Here is a 15,684-nt window from a genome sequence, read left to right on the forward strand (position 1 = left end):
CGCGGCGGCCTCGCGCCTGCAGCTCGGCGACTACTACCGCCAGACGTACGCGTCCAAGCCCGACTGGCAGGGCCTCTGACCCGACGGGTCGACGACACCTCGCGGGAGCTCCCGCGACACCGAGCCGCCCGTCGGCGCGCGGTCCACGCCCCTGGACCGTGCGTCGGCGGGCTTCGTCGTCTCCCGTCCCGCGGCCCGTGGTCCGCGCGGCGGGTGTCGCACGGCGCGCGGACCGGCCGCGGCGACGGCCGCCCGACGTGTGGGCGTCGCGACGTAGACTTCACTCCATGATCGAACTCCGCGCGAGCACGCCACCCGGGGGTCCCGAGGACCCGTTCCGGACTCCTGCGACCGAGCCGACGACCGGCACGTCGACCGGGGTGCTCGAGCGCGAGGAGACGCGCGAGCAGACCGAGCCCGGCGACCACGAACGCTTCGCGCACTACGTGCGCAAGGAGAAGATCATGCAGTCGGCGCTCTCCGGCAAGCCGGTGATCGCGCTGTGCGGCAAGGTCTGGGTGCCCGGCCGTGACCCGAACAAGTTCCCCGTGTGCCCCACGTGCAAGGAGATCTACGAGGGACTGCGAGACCCGCAGGACGGCGAGGGTGACTCCGGCAAGTGAGCGCGGAGCACCACACGACGTCCACCGGTTACTCCGCCCCCGACTCCCGTAGCAGGACCTCGCCGCCGGCACCCCAGAGCCCGTCCTCCGCGGCGGCGTCGCACCTCTCGCCGGCGTTCCCGCGGCGCGCCCCGTGGGGCTCGGCGTCCAAGCTGCGCGCCTGGCAGGCCGAGGCGCTCGAGCTGTACCGCACGCGCGCGCCGCGCGACTTCCTCGCCGTCGCGACACCCGGCGCGGGCAAGACGACGTTCGCGCTGCGCGTCGCGACCGAGCTCCTGGAGCAGGGCGTGGTGCGGCGCGTGACCGTCGTCGCCCCGACCGAGCACCTCAAGCACCAGTGGGCCGACGCCGCGGCGCGCGTCGGCATCCGGATCGACCCGAACTTCCGCAACAGCCAGGGCCGGCACGGCGCGCACTACGACGGCGTCGCGCTCACGTACGCGCAGATCGCCGCGAAGCCGGCGCTGCACGCGGCGCGCACGACGGCCGACCGCACGCTCGTCATCCTCGACGAGGTGCACCACGGCGGCGACGCGCTGTCGTGGGGCGACGCGGTGCGTGAGGCCTTCGAGGACGCGACCCGGCGCCTCGCGCTCACGGGCACGCCCTTCCGCTCGGACACCGCGGCCATCCCGTTCGTCGAGTACGAGCGCGGTCCCGACGGCATCCGGCGGTCGCGCGCCGACTACACGTACGGGTACGGCGACGCGCTGCGCGACCACGTCGTGCGCCCGGTGCTGTTCCTGTCCTACTCGGGCAACATGCGCTGGCGCACGAAGGCCGGCGACGAGGTGAGCGCGCGTCTCGGCGAGGCGCTCACCAAGGACATGACGGGCCAGGCGTGGCGCACCGCATTGGACCCGAACGGCGAGTGGATCCCGTCGGTCCTCGCGGCGGCGGACAAGCGGCTGACCGAGGTCCGGCGGGCGATCCCCGACGCGGGCGGCCTCGTCATCGCGACCGACCAGACGGACGCGCGCGCGTACGCGGGCCACCTCGCGCGCATCACCGGGAAGTCGCCGACGGTCGTCCTCTCGGACGACGACGGCGCGAGCAGCCGCATCGAGGAGTTCTCCGACGGCGACGCGCGCTGGATGGTCGCCGTCCGGATGGTGTCGGAGGGCGTCGACGTCCCGCGGCTCGCGGTGGGCGTGTACGCGACCTCGACCGCGACGCCGCTGTTCTTCGCGCAGGCCGTCGGGCGGTTCGTGCGTGCCCGCAAGCGCGGGGAGACGGCGTCGGTGTTCCTGCCCAGCGTGCCGCACCTGCTCGAGCTCGCGAACGGGCTCGAGATCGAGCGCGACCACGCGCTCGACCGGCCACTCACCGCGGAGGAGCAGGGGGAGGGGTTCAACCCCGAGGACGCCCTGCTCGCCGAGGCGAACCGCGAGGACAAGGCGTCGGGCGAGCTCGTCCAGGGCTCGTTCGAGGCGCTCGAGGCCCAGGCGTCGTTCGACCGCGTGCTGTTCGACGGCGGCGAGTTCGGCACGGGCGCGGACGTCGGCTCGGACGAGGAACTCGACTTCCTCGGGCTGCCCGGCCTGCTCGACGCGGACCAGGTCACGACCCTCCTGCGTCAGCGGCAGGCCGACCAGATGAGCGCGCGCTCGCGCACCACGCAGTCCGCGGAGCGCGAGCGGGCCGAGATGGACCATCGGCGCGCCGCGGAGCTCCGCAAGGAGCTCCAGCAGCTCGTCTCGGCGTGGTCGCGCCGCAGCGGGCAGCCGCACGGGTCGGTGCACACCGAGCTCCGGCGCCGCTGCGGCGGGCCCGAGGTCCCGCTCGCGACGGTCGAGCAGCTCGACGCCCGGGTCGCGACGGTGCGCGGCTGGTTCGTCGGGAAGCGGTAGCCCCCGTGATCTCGGCGGCCGGGCCGTGCGCCCGGCCGCGACCGGGTCGCGGCCCGGTCGGGGAGTCAGGGCAGCGTGTGCACGACCGTCGGGATCGCCGGGTCGCCGGCGGAGAGGCGGCGCGCGCCGCGGGGCAGCTCGGCGCGGGCCTCGCGGTGGCGGTGCGCGGCGTTCTCCACGCCGTACGACCCGACCCAGCGCGAGTCGACGGCGCCGTCGACGACGAGGGGCACCTGGAGCCGACGCAGGTCGACGTCGTCGGGCTCCCACTCCTGCACGGCGAGGTCGGCACCCGTGACGACGACCTCCTCGACCGCGCGCCCGTCGGCGTCGTAGCGGCGGGCGGCGCACTTGCGGCCGCCCGTGCTCGTCTTGGCGGTGGACGCCTTGGCGACGGGCTGGAGCACGCCGCTGGAGTCGGCGCGGGCGACGAGCTTGTAGACCATGCCGCACGTGGGGGCGCCGGAGCCGGTGACCAGGGAGGTGCCGACGCCGTAGGAGTCGACGGGCGCGGCGGCGAGCGACGCGATGGCGTACTCGTCGAGGTCGGAGGTCACGGTGATCTTCGTGTCGTGCGCGCCGAGGGCGTCGAGCTGGCGGCGCACCTCGACGGCGAGGACGCCGAGGTCGCCGGAGTCGAGCCGCACGGCACCGAGGCGGCCGCTGGCCGCCTCGACGGCGTTCTCGACGCCGCGGCGCACGTCGTAGGTGTCGACGAGCAGCGTGGTGCCGGGTCCGAGGGACGCGACCTGCGACGCGAAGGCGGACTTCTCGTCGTCGTGCAGGAGCGTGAAGGCGTGCGCGGCGGTGCCGATGGTCTCGAGGCCGTACCGGCGGCCCGCCTCGAGGTTCGACGTCCCGGCGAACCCGCCGACGACGGCGGCCCGCGCCGCGGCGACGGCCGCCTGCTCGTGCGCGCGCCGCGCCCCCATCTCGAGGCACGGGCGCTCGACGGCGGCGCTCGTCATGCGGGACGCGGCGGACGCGACGGCCGAGTCGTAGTTGAGGATCGACAGGACGAGGGTCTCGAGCAGCACCGCCTCGGCGAACGTGCCCTCGACCGTCATCACCGGCGACTGGGGGAAGAAGACCTCGCCCTCGGGGTACCCGGTGATCGTCCCGGTGAAGCGGTAGCCGGCGAGGAACTCGAGGGTGCGGTCGTCGACGACGGACTGCGCGTGCAGCCAGTCGAGCTCGGCGGCGGAGAAGCGGAACGACGACAGCGCCTCCAGGACCCGCCCGGTCCCGGCGAGGACGCCGTACCGCCGACCCGGCGGGAGGCGGCGCGTGAAGACCTCGAAGAGGCAGTGCCGGCCCGCGGTGCCGTCGGCGAGCGCCGCCTGGAGCATCGTCAGCTCGTAGCGGTCGGTGAGGAGCGCGGTCGACGCACCGGGCTGGTACGTCGGCTGGTACGACGGCCGCTGCGTCGGCGAGGCGGAGGGGGCAGCGCTGTCGGTCGCGGGGAGGGCGACGCTGCCCGGGTCGGCGAGGCTCATGCGGAATACCGTAGGGCAGCGACCGCCGCGGTGGGCGCCGACAGGCCCGCGAATAGAGTGGTGACGTGAGACCCCACCCCATCTTCACCCGCCCCGCTGCCGCGCGGGCCTCCCTGACCGTGCCCGAGGAGGCGGTCCGCACCGAGGAGGCGACCCGGCTCGACAGCCCGTGGGTCACCCTCGTGTGGAACGACCCGGTCAACCTCATGAGCTACGTCGCGTACGTGTTCGAGTCGTACTTCGGGTACTCCACCGCGCGTGCCCACGAGCTGATGTTGCAGGTGCACCAGGAGGGCCGGGCCGTCGTGTCCACGGGTGACCGCGAGCGCATGGAGGTCGACGTGCAGGCGATGCACTCGTTCGGGCTGTGGGCGACGCTCCAGAAGGACGGCGAGCAGTGAGGCCGTTCCGCGCGGAGGCGCACGGGTACGTCGCCGAGCTCGAGCCGTCGGAGCGGATCGTGCTGGCGCAGCTCGCGGGCGACGTCGCGCAGATGCTCCAGGAGGGCGTCCCCGGGCGGGCGTCGGACGCGCCGGGCCGGTCCGCGCCCGACGACGCGTGGTCGCCCCCGGGCTGGACGGGCCCGACGCCCGGTGGCGGCGGGTCGGACGCGACGCCGCCGCCGGACCCGGCCGTGCGCCGTCTGCTCCCGGACGCGTCGGACGACGTCGAGGTGGCGCACGAGTTCCGGCGCTTCACGCAGGACGACCTCGCGGCGCGCAAGGTGGGGCGGCTGGTGCTGCTCGGCCGGATGCTCGTGGACTCCGAGCCGGCCGAGGCGGCGCCGTTCGTCGTCGGGCGCGAGGAGGCGCAGGACGTCGCGGGCGCCCTGACCGACGTGCGCCTCGTCCTGGCCGAGCGCCTGGACCTGCGCACGGACGAGCAGGTCGAGGGCCTGTACGACGAGCTGGACCGGGAGGGCGAAGACGGCCCGGACGACGGCGAGGTGGGGGGTGCGCCGCGCCGCTTCCTCGTGAGCGTGTTCCTCCTCACGGGGCTGCTCCAGGAGTCGCTCGTCGACGGCATGCTCGCGGACCTGCGGGCGGGGCGGGGCGGTCCGCGTCCCGAGCCGCGAGGCTGAGCGTGGCGGGGACCTGTGGGCGCTGCCACAGCGGCGTGCGCGTGGTTCGGGGCGCCTCGCGCGGGGCGGCGACAGTAGGCTCGGCCGGGTGAACGACGCTCCCATCGGGATCTTCGACTCGGGCGTGGGTGGCCTGACCGTGGCACGCTCGATCCTCGACCAGCTCCCCAACGAGGCCCTCCTCTACATCGGGGACACCGCGAACAGCCCGTACGGGCCGAAGCCGCTCGCGGCGGTCCGAGCGATGGCGCTGGCGATCATGGACCAGCTCGTCGACGACGGCGTGAAGATGCTCGTCATCGCGTGCAACTCCGCGTCGTCCGCGGTGCTGCGCGACGCGCGCGAGCGGTACACGCAGCGCCACGGGCTCCCGGTCGTCGAGGTGATCCTCCCGGCGGCGCGCCGCGCCGTGGCCGCGACGCGGTCGGGCCGCATCGGCGTCATCGGGACGCGGGCCACGATCACGTCGCGCTCGTACGAGGACGCGTTCGCCGTGACCCCCGGCCTGACCCTGACGACCCAGGCGTGCCCCGAGTTCGTGCCGCTGGTCGAGCAGGGCGTGACGTCGGGCCCCGAGGTGCTGGAGGTCGCGCACCGTTACCTGGACCCGGTGAAGGCCGCGGGCGTGGACACGCTCGTGCTCGGGTGCACGCACTACCCGCTGCTGACGGGCGCGATCTCGTACGTCATGGGCGACGAGGTCACGCTCGTGTCGAGCGCGGAGGAGACCGCGAAGGACGTGTACCGCACGCTCGTCGCGCACGACCTCGAGCGCTCGCGCGACGCGGGGCCGCCGCGGCACCGGTTCCTCGCGACGGGGAGCGCGGAGCCGTTCGAGCACCTCGCGCGCCGGTTCCTCGGCCCCGAGGTGCTGAGCGTGGAGGCGGCCTGATGCGTCTCGTCACGGTCGGGTGCTCGGGTTCGTTCGCGGGCCCGGCGTCGCCCGCGTCGTCGTACCTGGTCCAGGTCCCGGCCGCGGAGGCCGCGGCCGCGGGGTTCGAGGCGCGCGACTGGAACGTCGTGCTGGACCTGGGCAACGGGTCGCTGGGCGCGCTGCAGCGGTTCGTCGAGCCGCTCGACGTCGACGCCGTGGGACTGTCCCACCTGCACCCCGACCACTTCGTCGACGTTTGCGGCCTGTACGTGTACCTGCGCTACCACCCGGTCCGCGGCTCGACCCGCACGGGCGTGCCGAGCCGGCTCACCGTGCTGGGCCCGGCGGGCACGGCCGCTCGCATCGAGGCGGCGTACGGCGCGGAGCCGGGCGACGGCGTGACGGAGGAGCTCGACGTGCGCGCGTGGGAGCCGGGCGCGCCGGTCCGGGTCGGCCCGCTCGTCCTCGAGCCGTACCGCGTGTTCCACCCGGTCGAGGCGTACGGGGTGCGCGTCACCGGGCCGTCGACGCTGCGCCCGGGGGAGAGCGCCGTCCTCGCGTACACGGGGGACACGGACGCGTGCGACGGCGTGGTCGAGCTCGCGCGCGACGCCGACCTGCTCCTGTCGGAGGCGGCGTTCCACGAGGGCCGCGACGACGGCGTCGAGCGGGGCATCCACCTCACGGGGCGGCGCGCGGGCGAGGTCGCGACCGCGGCCCGCGCGCGCCGGCTCGTGCTCACGCACCTGCCCGCGTGGAACGACCCCGAGCGCTCGCGCGCCGAGGCGCGCGAGACGTACACCGGCCCGGTCGACGTCGCCACGACGGGCGCGGTCTTCGACCTCTGACCGCTGAGCGCGGGGACGAGCCACCGTCGGCAGCGCGGGAAGATGTGACCATCCACCGCGCTCAGCGGTGGGCCGGGGGTCGGTAGGGTGGCGGCATGACCATCCCCTCCTCGTCTCCGGGCACGGCCGCGCCCCTCCGCGCCGACGGCCGCACGCCCGACCAGCTCCGCCCCGTGACCATCACCCGCCACTGGCTCGACCAGGCCGAGGGCAGCGTGCTCGTCGAGTTCGGCCGCACGCGCGTGCTGTGCGCGGCGTCGTTCACCGAGGGCGTGCCGCGCTGGCGCAAGGGGTCGGGCGAGGGCTGGGTCACCGCCGAGTACGCGATGCTGCCGCGCGCGACGAACGAGCGCAGCCAGCGCGAGTCGGTCAAGGGCAAGATCGGGGGGCGCACGCACGAGATCTCGCGGCTCATCGGCCGGTCCCTGCGCGCGATCATCGACGTCTCCGCGCTCGGCGAGAACACGATCGTGCTCGACTGCGACGTCCTCCAGGCCGACGGCGGCACACGCACCGCCGCGATCACCGGCGCCTACGTCGCGCTCGCCGACGCCGTCGCGTGGGGCCAGCGGCACGGCCACATCAAGGGCGGCAAGCCCGTGCTGACCGACTCCGTCGCGGCCGTGAGCGTCGGGATCATCGACGGCACGCCCATGCTCGACCTCCCGTACGTCGAGGACGTCCGTGCCGAGACGGACATGAACGTCGTCGTCACGGGCTCCGGGACGTTCGTCGAGGTGCAGGGCACCGCGGAGCACGCCCCGTTCGACCGCGCCGAGCTCGACGCGCTGCTCGACCTCGCGGTGGCCGGCACCGCCGACCTCACGGCGATCCAGCGCGCGGCGCTCGCGGCGGACCCGCGGTGAGCGGCACGCCCGAGGCGACCGGCGTCGTCGTGCCCGACGGCGCGCGACTCGTCCTCGCGACGCACAACCCGGGCAAGATCGCCGAGCTGCGCGCGATCCTCGCGGCCGAGCTCGACGCGCACCCGGGGCTCGAGCTCGCGCCCGAGGCGATCGTCGGCGCGGGCGACGTCGGCGCGCCCGAGCCCGTCGAGGACGGCGTGACCTTCGCCGAGAACGCGCTCATCAAGGCGCGCGCCCTCGTCGCGGCCACCGGGCTGCCGGCCGTCGCGGACGACTCCGGTCTCGCCGTCGACGTGCTGGGCGGCGCACCCGGGATCTTCTCGGCGCGCTGGGCGGGGCGGCACGGCGACGATGTCGCCAACCTCGAGCTCCTGCTCGCGCAGCTCGGCGACGTGCGCGCGGAGCACCGCGCGGCCGGTTTCGTGTGCGCGGCGGCGCTCGTCACGCCCGACGGCACCGAGGTCGTGCGGACGGGGGAGATGCGCGGGACCCTGCTCACCGCGCCGCGCGGCGCGAACGGGTTCGGCTACGACCCGATCCTCCTGCCGGACGAGCAGCCCGGCGCGGGCACGGCCCGCTCGGCGGCCGAGCTGAGCCCGGCGGAGAAGAACGCGATCAGCCACCGCGGCAAGGCGTTCCGCGCTCTCGCGCCGGACGTCGTCGCGGCGCTCTCAGCGCGGTAGGGGGCGGCCGGCGAGCTCGCGCTCGCGGCGTCGGCGGTCGCCCGGCCGCAGGACGCCGACGAGCGCGACCACGCCGCGCCAGCCGAGCATCGTCACCGCGAGGAACCCGAACGACACGAGCTGGAAGGCCGGGGCCACGCCCTGGTCGGTGAGCACGCGCAGCAGGACGCCCAGCGCCCACGTGCAGCCCCAGACGACCACGCCCGTCGGCCACAGGGCCCACGGCCGACGCCACGCGCGCGTGACGAGCCAGCCCAGCGCGGCGCCCGCGGCGAACGGCCACGCCACGACGAGCAGCCGCGTCAGGCCCTCGTCGGCGGAGTGCGTCGCGAGGCCGCCGGTCGCCAGCGCGAGGACGCACGCGACGTCGGCCAGCGCGGCGAGCACGACGAGCCCGGGGCGACGAGGGCGCGGTCCGGTGGGCGCGAGGTCGGTCATGCTCCCGACGGTACCCCGCCCGCGGGACCGTCTCCGCACGGCCCGGACCGGCCCTGGCGGGTCGATCCCGGGACGCGGAGGGTCGATCCCCAGGAACATAGGGTGGTCCCCGTGCACCTCGCCGCCGACGACCTCGCCTTCGCCTACCCCGGACGCCCCGTCCTCGACGGGGTCGGGCTGCGCGTCGCCGCGGGGACGCGGCTCGGGGTCGTGGGGGAGAACGGCACGGGCAAGTCGACGCTCCTGCACGTGCTCTCCGGCGACCTCGCGCCCGGCCGCGGGGAGGTGCGCCGCGCGGGCTCGCTCGCGCTCGTCGAGCAGGAGCTCGCGATCGCGCCGGGCCAGACGGTCGGCACGCTCGTCGCCGCGACGCTGAGCGGGCTGCGGGCGGTCGCTGCCGAGCTCGAGGCGGCGGCCCGGGACTTCGACCACGAGGCGGGCGACCTCGCCGAGCTCACGGAGATCCTCGCCCGCGCCGAGCACATCGCGGTGTGGGACGCGGACCGCCGGGTCGACGTCGCGCTCTCGCGCCTCGGCGCGTGCCGCGACCGGGACCGCGAGCTCGCGACCCTGTCCGTCGGCGAGCGCTACCGCGTGCGGCTCGCGTGCCGGCTGGCCGAGCGCGCCGACCTGCTCCTCCTCGACGAGCCGACCAATCATCTCGACACCGGCGGGATCGACTTCCTCACCGGTGAGCTCGTCGCGTGGCGCGGCGGCGTGGTCATGGTCACGCACGACCGCCAGCTGCTCGACGACGTCGCGACCGAGATCCTCGACCTCGACCCGGCGATGGACGGGAAGCCGGTGCTCTACGGGCAGTCGGGGTACCTCTCCTACCGGTTCGCGAAGAACCAGGCGCTGCACCGGTGGCGGCAGCGGTTCCGGGCGGAGCAGAAGCGCGCGGAGAAGCTCGCGGCGGTCCTCGACGCGTCGTACGAGGGGCTGTCCGACGAGTGGCGCCCGCCCAAGGGCAGCCAGAAGCACCGCCGCGCGACGCGCGCCCGGATCCACGTCAAGGCCGCGGACCGGCGCCTCCAGCAGCTCGAGGCGGAGGCCGTCGAGGTACCCGTGCCGCCGCTCCAGCTCGTGTTCCCCGAGCTCCCCGCGATGTCGCCGGGCTGGGAGCCGGGCGACCCGGTGCTCGAGCTGCGCAGCCCGCGCGTCGGGCCCGACGGCGGCGCGCGCCTCGACCTGCCGGGGACCCGGGTCGCGCTCCCGCCCTCGGGGCGGCTGCTCGTGACCGGGCCGAACGGCAGCGGCAAGTCGACGTTCCTCGCCGCGCTCGCGGGCCTGGTGCCCCTCGACCGCGGCACCCGGTCCGTGGTCGACGGCGCGCGGCTGGGCGTCGTCGCGCAGGAGGGCCCGGCGCTTCCCCCGGAGGCGGAGGACCGCACCGGGTTCGACGAGTACGCGCGCGAGGCGCTCGACCTGCTCGACGCGGGCCGCCTCGACCCGGACCACCTCGTCCCCGTCGCGTTCCTGGGCCTGCTCACGGAGGAGGACCTCGAGCGACCGCTGCGCGAGCTGTCCGCGGGGCAGCGCCGGCGGTTCGACCTCGCCCGCGCGCTCCTCGCGGCGCCGCACGTGCTGGTGCTCGACGAGCCGACCAACCACCTGTCGATCGACCTCGTCGACGAGCTCACCCAGGCGCTGCGCGTCACGCCCGCGGCGGTCGTCGTGGCGACGCACGACCGCCGCATGCGCGAGGACCTCGACGACTGGCCCCGGCTCGAGCTCGGCTGACCCGCTGCGCCCTCAGCGCCGGACCGGCCGGAGCGTCGTGGCCAGGGGGCGGGCGGGCCCGGCTGGTCAGCGGCCCTCGGCCGGGCTCTCCGCCGGGACGAGCACCTTGCCCAGCGCGCGACCCCACGCGCGCGCCCGGTCGAGCTCGCCGTCGTCCAGGGGTCCCTCGACGTCGCCGACGTAGAACGACGCGGACGGGACGACGAGCCGGAACCCCGCGCGGCGCATCGCCCTGGCGGCGCCGCGGGCTGCCGAGCCCGGGAGCGAGCGGACCTTCGTCGCGCGCGTGTCGAACGTCGCGGCGAGCCGCCCCTCCTCCTGAGGCGGGAGGGACTCCACCCACTCGCGCAGCCCGGTGGCCCGGTCGGAGACCGGGCCCGTCGCGCGCTGCACCGCCTCGGCGCGGGTCGCGGGGCGCGTCATGCCCAGGGCGTGCGTCGGGCCGCCGGCGACCACCAGCTGCACGTGGCGCAGGGCGTCCGGGTGGGCGGCCGGGTCGGTCACGTCGACGACCTCGACGCGCACCGTCTCGCACAGCCCCTCCGCGATGGCCTGCGCGACGCGTTCGCTGTTGCCGTACATCGACTCGTAGATCACTGCGGCGTCCATCGCGCTCACCCCTTCGTCGACCGCCCGTCCGGACCGGACGGGTCCCCTCCCTCCAGCGTCCGGCTCCGAGGGCGCGAGGCCCAGGGCCGACGGGAACGAGCGTGCGGGCCCTTGGTCCCGGGCGCACTGCCGGGGCGCGAGAGGGTCAGGGCGCGGGGCGCAGGCGGGAGTCGACGACGCGCACGAGCCACGCGAGGGCGAGGAAGACGACCGCCACGACGGCGGTGTTCACGAGCGCCCGGCCGAGGCCGAGCTCGCCCACGTCGAGGAACGGGTACGGGTACCAGCCGACGACGGCGCCCCGGACGAACGTGTACGCGATCCACGCGAGCGGGTACGCGACGGACCACCAGACCGTCGCGGCGTCGACCCGCGGGCGCGGGCCCACGAGTCCCCACGCGGCCACGGCGAGCAGCGGCGCGACGAGGTGCAGCAGGAGGTTCGAGACCTGGCCGGCGCTCGTCAGGTCCTGCAGACCACGCAGGACCGTGTTGTAGACGATCCCGGTCACCGCGATGCACAGCAGCGCGTCGAGGCGCGCGACGCGGAAGACGGTCCCGTCGCGCGCGGGTCGCGCCGCGAGCAGGACGGAGACGACCCCGACGAGCAGGTTCGACTGGATCGTGAAGTAGGAGAACAGGCGCACGAGGCGCTCGGCCTGGCTCGGGGCCGTGCCGGGACCGTCGACGAGCGCGATCGCGACCTCCAGGACGACGCCCGTGAGCGCCGCGACGGCGACGAGCGCGTGCAGGGTGCGGGCCACGAGGTGCCGGCCCGCGTCGGCCCGGACGCCCGGCGCGTCGGTCACGGCAGGCGGCCGACGTACGCCATCGCCTGGCGCAGCAGCACCCCCTGGCCGCCGCGCATCTCGAGCTGGACCTCGTCGCTGCACGCCTGCTCGGGCGTGAGCCACGCGAGCTCGAGGGCGTTCTGCTGCGGCCGGCAGTCGCCCGTCACCGGCACGACGTACGCGAGCGAGACCGCGTGCTGGCGGGGGTCGTGGTAGGACGTGATGCCCGGCGTCGGGAAGTACTCGGCGACCGTGAAGGGCTGCGGGGACGCGGGCACCTGCGGCAGCGCGACCGGGCCGAGGTCCTTCTCGATGTGGCGCAGCAGCGCGTCGCGGATGCGCTCGTGGAACATGACCCGCCCGGAGACGAGGGCCCGCGTCATCATGCCCTCGGGCGTCACGCGCAGCAGGAGGCCGACCGCGACGACGTCGCCCGAGTCGTCGACCCGGACGGGGACGGCGTCGACGTAGACGAGCGGGAGCTGGGCGCGCGCGACCGCGATCTCCTCGGCGCTGAGCCAGCCCGCGGGGCGCGGGTTGTCGTGGGAGAAGTCGTCGGGCGGGAAGTCGGCGGTGTCGGTCACGCGACTGTTCTACCCCGAGCGGTGCGGCGGGGCGAGTCCGCCCCGGGCGCCACTGCCCGGTCGTGCGGCCGTCACGCCGTGCCGGGCGCCTCGGCGTGCGGCTCGGAGACGCGCGCCACGATCTCGACGAGCGCCTGCTCCGCGACCGGTGCGGGCAGCACCTCCATGAGGGCCATGAGCGGGGCGAGGCGGTCGGGCAGGACCGAGCCGCGCGGGCTCGGGTCGTCGTCGCCCTCGGGCCCGCGGTCGTCCGCGGCGAGCACCCCGACGAGCGCGCCCCACATCTCGTCGGCGGTGGGTGCGGCGGCCCCCGGTGCGAACCCCCCGGCGAGCGCGGCGAGCACCCCGCTCACGTCAGGGCGCCCGGCGCCGCGGACGGCGTCGGCGCCCGCGCCGAGCGCGGCGACGAGGCCGTCGAGCCCGGCCTCGGTGACGGGCGTGACCGTGAGGTGGGTCGTGTGCGGCAGGCGCGTGCCGTCGTCCTGGACGAGCCCGGGCTGCGGCTGGAGCACCCACCCGAGGGACCGGACGGCGTCGGCCCACAGGTGCGGGTCGACGCGCCGCTCGGGCGGCACGGACTCGTCGGTCGCCACGGCGACGAGCGGGCCGGTGGGGCGGCCGACGACGCGGAGCCCGTCAATCGCGTCCACCGCCGCGCGCAGGGCGTAGGTCGCGCGCACGCACCGCGCGGTGAGGGCCGAGTACCCCGCGGTGCCGAGGGCCTGGCTCACGGCCCACGCCGCGGCGAGCGGCGCGGCGGAGCGCGACCCGGACAGCGTCGGGTTGACGACCGGGTACCCCGGCCAGCCCGTCGTCGCGAAGAACTGCCGGCGCTGGCGGTCGCGCCCGCGCACGAGCAGGACGGACGCGCCCTTGGGCGCGTAGCCGTACTTGTGCACGTCCGCGGAGATGCTCGTCACGCCCGGCACGGAGAAGTCGAACGGCGGCACCTCCTCGCCCCCGGCCGCGACCCAGAACGGCAGCACCCAGCCGCCGACGCACGCGTCCACGTGCACGGGCACGCCGCGCGCGGCGGCGGCCGCGGCGACCTCGGCGACCGGGTCGACGACGCCTTGCGGGTACGACGGCGCGGACACGACGACGAGCGCGACGTCCTCGGCGTCGAGCGCCGCGACGAGGTCGGCGGCGGCGGGCGTCCCCGTGGCCGGGTCGACGGGGACGAGCGTCAGGTCCACGTCGAGGTGCTGCGCGGCCTTGCGGAACGCCGCGTGCACGCTCACGGGGGCCACGACGCGGGGCCGCACGTCCGGGTGCTCGGCGCGGAACCCCTCGCGCGCGATCTTCACCGCGAGCAGGCAGCTCTCCGTCCCGCCGGACGTCACCGAGCCCACGACGGCGTCGGGCCCGTCGGCCGGCCCGTGCAGCATCGTGCGTGCGAACCCGAGGAGCTCGCCCTCCATGACGGCGACCGACGTGAACGTCGTGGGGTCGAGCCCGTTGACCGGCTGGACGGCGCGCGCGGCGGCGGCGGCGAGCTCGTCGAGCTCGGCGAGACCGGGGTCGTAGACGTAGGACAGGACGCGTCCGCCGTGCGTCGGGGCGTCGGCCGCGCGGAGCGCGGCGAGCCGGTCGAGGATTCCGTCGGTGCGCAGCGGCACCGCGTCGGCGGGCCGCGGCAGGGCGCCGGGGGCGGTCGATCCCGTGTCAGTCACGGGCTCGGTCGGTCGGGGCGTGGTCACGCGGCAGCTCCGGTGCTGTGTCGTCGATGTCCCCCCTGCGCAGACCGTATCGCACGAGCGGGACGAGGCTCAGCAGGACGAGCGCGGCGGGCACGACCGAGAAGGAGAGCGCGATCCCGTCCACCGCGGCGGGCGGCTGGGCGACCGTCTCGCCCGCCCGCGTGGACACGTACCCGGTGATCCCGAGGACGAGCGAGAGCACCGCGGCACCGAGCGCCATGCCCGTCGTCTCGCCCGCCGTCCACACGCCGCCGAAGGCGCCGCCGCGGCCCTCGCCGTGCGTCCGCGCGTCGTGCGCGATGGCGTCGGGGAGCATCGCGAGCGGCAGCGCCTGCATGCCCGCGTACGCGACGCCGGCGAGCGCGGTGGGGACGTAGACCCACGCACCGGGTGCCCACACGAGCGGGACCATCCCGAGCGCAGCGACCGCGAACATCACGGTCGCGACGACGAACCCGCGCTCCTTGCCGTCGCGGCGCGCGAGCCGGGTCCACAGCGGCATGCAGAGCAGCGCGGGCGCGACGAGCGCCGCGAACAGGTAGCTGACGGCCGCCTCGTCGCGCAGCACGTACCGCGCGACGTACGCCGCCCCGGCGAGCATGAGCCCCGTCGCGACGGCCTGGAGCACGAACGCGGCGAGCAGGGTGCGGAACGGGCGCGAGCGGCGCAGGGCGTCGACCGCCTCGCGCACCGCGAGGGTCCAGGCGCGCGACGCCGAGGCGGGGGCGGTCGACCCCGCAGCGGTGCCGGGCGAGGCGGTGGTGGCTCCGGCCGAGGCCGTGGTCGTGCCGGCCGGGGGAGCGGGCGTGCCGGCGCCGCGGGGTGCGCGCGGCGCGACCCGCGCGGCCACGAGCATCCCGGCGCCGATGACGACGCCCGACACGACGCCCATGACGAGGTACCCCGTCGTCGAGTCCCCGCCTCCGCGCAGCGCCGGTCCGCCCGCCCCGAACAGGAGGATCGCGAACGCGAGCGTCGCGACGCGCCACGCGAGCAGGCGGGTGCGGCCGTCGTACGTGGGGTCGAGCTCCGCGGGCAGCGCGATGTACGGCACCTGGAACAGCGAGAACGCCGTCGCGGCGAGCAGGAACGCGACGAGCACCCAGATCGCGGCGGCGGTCGGCCCGGCGGCCGCGGGGACGGCGAACGTCAGCGCGAAGAGGACGGGCAGGGTGAGGGCGCCCAGGGTCATGAAGCGACGGCGCGACCCGGTGCGGGCCAGGTCGCGGTCCGACCCGTAGCCGATGAACGGGTCGACGACGACGTCCCACACCTTGGCGCCCGTGACGATGAGCCCGGCGGCCGTCGCGGGCACCGCGAGCGCGTCGGTGAGGTACACGAGCAGGACCAGGCCGGGGAGGGTGCCGAACCCGCCGGTGCCGACGGACCCGGCGGCGTAGCCCGCGATCGTGGTGCGCGAGAGCCGGTGCGCGGTGGTGTCGTGCGTCACAGGGGCAGCGTAGAGGGTGCGCGGGCCGGGCCTGCGCGGTCGTGCGCGG

At 76.0% G+C, this 15,684-nt stretch carries 16 protein-coding genes; 9 read left to right on the forward strand and 7 right to left on the reverse strand.

Annotated elements, in window-relative coordinates; translation table 11 throughout:
- Positions 1-287 precede the first annotated feature (287 nt).
- Complete coding sequence (locus E1O70_RS18750; protein WP_021482851.1) at positions 288-623, forward strand: DUF3039 domain-containing protein; 336 nt, start codon at positions 288-290, stop codon at positions 621-623.
- The gene (locus tag E1O70_RS18755) at positions 620-2,473 is read left to right on the forward strand and encodes a DEAD/DEAH box helicase (RefSeq protein ID WP_061268528.1); all 1,854 of its coding nucleotides are present in this window, start codon (positions 620-622) and stop codon (positions 2,471-2,473) included. The genes E1O70_RS18750 and E1O70_RS18755 overlap by 4 nt, the downstream gene beginning before the upstream one ends.
- Positions 2,474-2,538: 65 nt before the next feature.
- Here the strand turns inward: E1O70_RS18755 and E1O70_RS18760 are convergent, their stop codons facing one another.
- A complete protein-coding gene (locus tag E1O70_RS18760; protein WP_061268529.1) occupies positions 2,539-3,969 on the reverse strand; it encodes a nicotinate phosphoribosyltransferase in 1,431 nt (476 codons plus the stop codon).
- Between the two features lie 113 nt (positions 3,970-4,082).
- Between E1O70_RS18760 and clpS the strand changes: the two genes are divergently transcribed.
- The 6 genes from clpS to rdgB all read left to right on the forward strand — a co-directional run bounded on the left by clpS (position 4,083) and on the right by rdgB (position 8,321).
- Positions 4,083-4,370, forward strand: coding sequence for an ATP-dependent Clp protease adapter ClpS (gene clpS, locus E1O70_RS20205; RefSeq protein WP_218004297.1), 288 nt, complete (start codon positions 4,083-4,085; stop codon positions 4,368-4,370).
- Positions 4,367-5,050, forward strand: coding sequence for a DUF2017 family protein (locus E1O70_RS18770; RefSeq protein WP_061268531.1), 684 nt, complete (start codon positions 4,367-4,369; stop codon positions 5,048-5,050). The genes clpS and E1O70_RS18770 overlap by 4 nt, the downstream gene beginning before the upstream one ends.
- An 88-nt stretch (positions 5,051-5,138) precedes the next feature.
- Entirely contained in the window at positions 5,139-5,942 is an 804-nt protein-coding gene (murI, locus tag E1O70_RS18775) for a glutamate racemase (protein WP_031316087.1), read from the forward strand.
- Positions 5,942-6,772, forward strand: a complete 831-nt coding sequence (locus E1O70_RS18780; protein WP_061268532.1) for an MBL fold metallo-hydrolase — start codon at positions 5,942-5,944, stop codon at positions 6,770-6,772. Before murI ends, E1O70_RS18780 begins: the two co-directional genes overlap by 1 nt.
- 95 nt (positions 6,773-6,867) lie before the next feature.
- The gene (rph, locus tag E1O70_RS18785; RefSeq protein WP_043652567.1) at positions 6,868-7,638 is read left to right on the forward strand and encodes a ribonuclease PH; all 771 of its coding nucleotides are present in this window, start codon (positions 6,868-6,870) and stop codon (positions 7,636-7,638) included.
- Positions 7,635-8,321: an RdgB/HAM1 family non-canonical purine NTP pyrophosphatase gene (rdgB, locus tag E1O70_RS18790; RefSeq protein WP_061268533.1), complete on the forward strand. Its 687-nt coding sequence runs from the start codon at positions 7,635-7,637 to the stop codon at positions 8,319-8,321. Before rph ends, rdgB begins: the two co-directional genes overlap by 4 nt.
- Here rdgB and E1O70_RS18795 read toward each other — a convergent pair.
- Complete coding sequence (locus tag E1O70_RS18795; protein ID WP_081896078.1) at positions 8,310-8,759, reverse strand: DUF3054 domain-containing protein; 450 nt, start codon at positions 8,757-8,759, stop codon at positions 8,310-8,312. The genes rdgB and E1O70_RS18795 overlap by 12 nt on opposite strands.
- Positions 8,760-8,870: 111 nt before the next feature.
- Here E1O70_RS18795 and E1O70_RS18800 point away from each other — a divergent pair, with 111 nt between their 5' ends.
- Entirely contained in the window at positions 8,871-10,502 is a 1,632-nt protein-coding gene (locus E1O70_RS18800; protein WP_061268577.1) for an ABC-F family ATP-binding cassette domain-containing protein, read from the forward strand.
- Between the two features lie 66 nt (positions 10,503-10,568).
- On the opposite strand, the gene E1O70_RS18805 is transcribed toward E1O70_RS18800, so the two are convergent.
- From E1O70_RS18805 to E1O70_RS18825, 5 genes are all read right to left on the reverse strand, one after another.
- Positions 10,569-11,111 carry a flavodoxin domain-containing protein gene (locus E1O70_RS18805; protein ID WP_061268534.1) on the reverse strand — a complete coding sequence of 181 codons (543 nt, stop codon included), beginning with the start codon at positions 11,109-11,111 and terminating at the stop codon, positions 10,569-10,571.
- 145 nt (positions 11,112-11,256) lie between these two features.
- Complete coding sequence (locus E1O70_RS18810; protein WP_061268535.1) at positions 11,257-11,919, reverse strand: Pr6Pr family membrane protein; 663 nt, start codon at positions 11,917-11,919, stop codon at positions 11,257-11,259.
- Positions 11,916-12,485, reverse strand: a complete 570-nt coding sequence (locus E1O70_RS18815) for an NUDIX hydrolase family protein (RefSeq protein WP_009863909.1) — start codon at positions 12,483-12,485, stop codon at positions 11,916-11,918. Before E1O70_RS18815 ends, E1O70_RS18810 begins: the two co-directional genes overlap by 4 nt.
- Before the next feature lie 71 nt (positions 12,486-12,556).
- Positions 12,557-14,158 carry an aminotransferase class V-fold PLP-dependent enzyme gene (locus E1O70_RS18820; RefSeq protein WP_082774657.1) on the reverse strand — a complete coding sequence of 534 codons (1,602 nt, stop codon included), beginning with the start codon at positions 14,156-14,158 and terminating at the stop codon, positions 12,557-12,559.
- Positions 14,151-15,635 (reverse strand): MFS transporter, encoded by a 1,485-nt coding sequence (locus E1O70_RS18825; RefSeq protein WP_061268536.1) that lies wholly within the window; start codon positions 15,633-15,635, stop codon positions 14,151-14,153. The genes E1O70_RS18820 and E1O70_RS18825 overlap by 8 nt, the downstream gene beginning before the upstream one ends.
- Between the last annotated feature and the right edge of the window lie 49 nt (positions 15,636-15,684).

The organism is Cellulosimicrobium funkei, from assembly GCF_004519295.1.
GTDB classification, from domain to species: domain Bacteria; phylum Actinomycetota; class Actinomycetes; order Actinomycetales; family Cellulomonadaceae; genus Cellulosimicrobium; species Cellulosimicrobium funkei.